This is a genomic window from Geminocystis sp. CENA526, assembly GCF_050753365.1.
Classification (GTDB): domain Bacteria; phylum Cyanobacteriota; class Cyanobacteriia; order Cyanobacteriales; family Cyanobacteriaceae; genus Geminocystis.
In genome coordinates this window covers 1-2,353 of record NZ_JBLZFY010000223.1, presented here as the reverse complement: position 1 = coordinate 2,353, position 2,353 = coordinate 1, and the positions used below count along the sequence as shown (strand labels likewise).

Below are 2,353 nucleotides of genomic sequence, written 5' to 3'. Positions count from 1 at the left end.
TCTTCTGATTTATTCAGCAAACCCTAACTAATTTTGTTTTTCCCACACATTCGCTCTTCTTCTTTTTAATGTAAAGAAATGTGTGCGTTTGCCCTGGAGAAGCCTATAACTTATTTGCCTGTTCTGGTATTTTATTTAACCATGAATCTCCCCTTCGACCCGATCGATTTGTCACCCAGAAAATTATTGCTAGTGTCTGTCGTATTGCACAAGGAAGTCAAAAAACTTTAAAGTTAGGTAATATGAATATTTATCGAGATTGGGGATGGGCAGAAGAATATGTAGAAGCAATGTATTTAATGTTACAGCAAGAGCAACCCGATGATTATGTCATTGCCACTGGAGAGAGTTATTCTTTAGAGGATTTTGTTCGTTTTGCTTTTGAGTATTTTAATTTAGATTGGCAACAATACGTTAAGAGCGATCAAACTTTATTTCGTCCTACGGATTTGGCATTCGGAGGGGGGAATCCTCAAAAAGCATGGCATAAGTTAGGATGGAAAGCGAAAAATACTACTCCCAATGTTGTAAAACTAATGATTTGTGCAAGACTATGACTTGATAAAACTTAACTAAAAGCTCGATCGCACAGCGTCGCTTTTAGAGATCGAGCCACTTCGATCGAACTCCTCAATTCTCATCTAAAAATAATTTATAATTAAACTTACTCAAACATCGGAGGTAATGGTAATGGTAGCCCAATTAATCAAAAACCAAACAAATTTATATGATACTGATTATAATCTTTGGATATTAGAAACTGTTAAACAACTAGAAAATAGAAATTTTAACACAGTGGACTGGGAAAATTTGATTGAGGAGGTTTTAGATTTGAGCGAACGCAAAAGAAGAAAAATGGAAAGTCTCTTAATGAGATTGATCGAACATCTCTTAAAATTAAGGTATTGGGAATTAGAAAGAGAAAGAAATCGAGGACATTGGGAAGGGGAAATAACTAATTTTCGTAAACTAATAAGAAAAGAATTAAAGGCAAGTCCAAGTCTTAAACGCTATTTACAAGAGATATTTAAGGAATCATATCAGGATGGGCGAGATCTTGCTTCTAAACATTCTCAACTTCCCCTTAATACCTTCCCCGAAAGTCCGATCGCACCTCTTGAACAAATCCTCGATGAAAACTGGCTTCCCTAAATCGTCACAAAACTTAACCAAAAGCTCGATCGAACCTCCCCATAAACTCGATCGAACCTCCTCATTCCCAAACATCTAATTTATAATAAGGTAACAAAATAATCGGAGGTAGTCGTAATGGTAGCCCAATTAGTTAAAAAGCAAACAAATTTATACGATACTGACTATAATCTCTGGGTATTGGATACCGTCAAAAAGTTAGAAAATCGTGACTTTAATTCTGTTGATTGGAACAATTTAATTGAAGAGGTATTAGATTTGAGTAAAAGGGATAAAAGAAAACTTCAAAGTCTTTTGATTAAATTATTTGAGCATTTATTAAAACTAAAATATTGGTATTCAGAGTATGATTACAATAAGGGGCATTGGGAAGGAGAAATTTTAAATTTTCGGCAACAGATTAATATTGAACTAGAAGATAGCCCTTCTCTCAAACCTTATTTATTAGAAAAATTAAACGATTGTTATGATAAAGGTAGAGCTATAGCCGCCAAACGATCTCAACTCCCTATCAGTACCTTTCCTGAAGAGCCGATGGCACCCTTAGAACAAATCTTAGATGAAAACTGGCTTCCTTAAATCGTCACAAAACTTAACCAAAAGCTCGATCGAACCTCCTCATTCCCAAACTCGATCGAATCGAACCGAACCTAATCCATAAAAATAATTTATAATAAGCTAACAAAATAATCGGAGGTAGTCGTAATGGTAGCCCAATTAATCAAGAACAAAACAAATTTATACGATACTGACTATAATCTTTGGATATTAGAAACCGTTAAAAAACTAGAAATTCGTGATTTTAACTCCGTTGATTGGGAAAATTTAATTGAGGAGGTATTAGACTTGAGTAAAAGAGATAAAAGAAAACTACAAAATTTACTAAAAAGATTATGTGAACATTTATTAAAACTTAAATATTGGGAATGGGAAATTGAGAGAAATAAAAAGCATTGGCGAGGAGAAATAACTAATTTTCGTCAGCAAATTCAATATCAATTGGAAGATAGTCCTAGTTTAAAACCTTATTTAGCAGAAATATATAGTCAGTGCTATGGAGATAGTCGTAAAATAGCATCCCAAAAATCTGGACTACCTCTCAATACCTTCCCCGAAAGTCCGATCGCACCTCTTGAACAAATCCTCGATGAAAACTGGCTTCCCTAAATCGTCACAAAACTTAACCAAAAGCTCGATCGAA

General features: G+C 34.4%; 3 protein-coding genes and 1 pseudogene. All 4 read left to right on the top strand.

Going from position 1 to position 2,353, the window contains the following annotated elements; translation table 11 throughout:
• Positions 1-98: 98 nt before the first annotated feature.
• Positions 99-557 (top strand): annotated as a pseudogene (locus ACN4EE_RS22890) (GDP-mannose 4,6-dehydratase); the annotation flags it as partial.
• Between the two features lie 133 nt (positions 558-690).
• Entirely contained in the window at positions 691-1,152 is a 462-nt protein-coding gene (locus ACN4EE_RS22885) for a DUF29 domain-containing protein (protein WP_431708821.1), read from the top strand.
• Positions 1,153-1,269: 117 nt separating this feature from the next.
• The gene (locus ACN4EE_RS22880; RefSeq protein WP_431708820.1) at positions 1,270-1,731 is read left to right on the top strand and encodes a DUF29 domain-containing protein; all 462 of its coding nucleotides are present in this window, start codon (positions 1,270-1,272) and stop codon (positions 1,729-1,731) included.
• Positions 1,732-1,857: 126 nt separating this feature from the next.
• A complete protein-coding gene (locus tag ACN4EE_RS22875; RefSeq protein WP_431708819.1) occupies positions 1,858-2,319 on the top strand; it encodes a DUF29 domain-containing protein in 462 nt (153 codons plus the stop codon).
• Positions 2,320-2,353 lie beyond the last annotated feature (34 nt).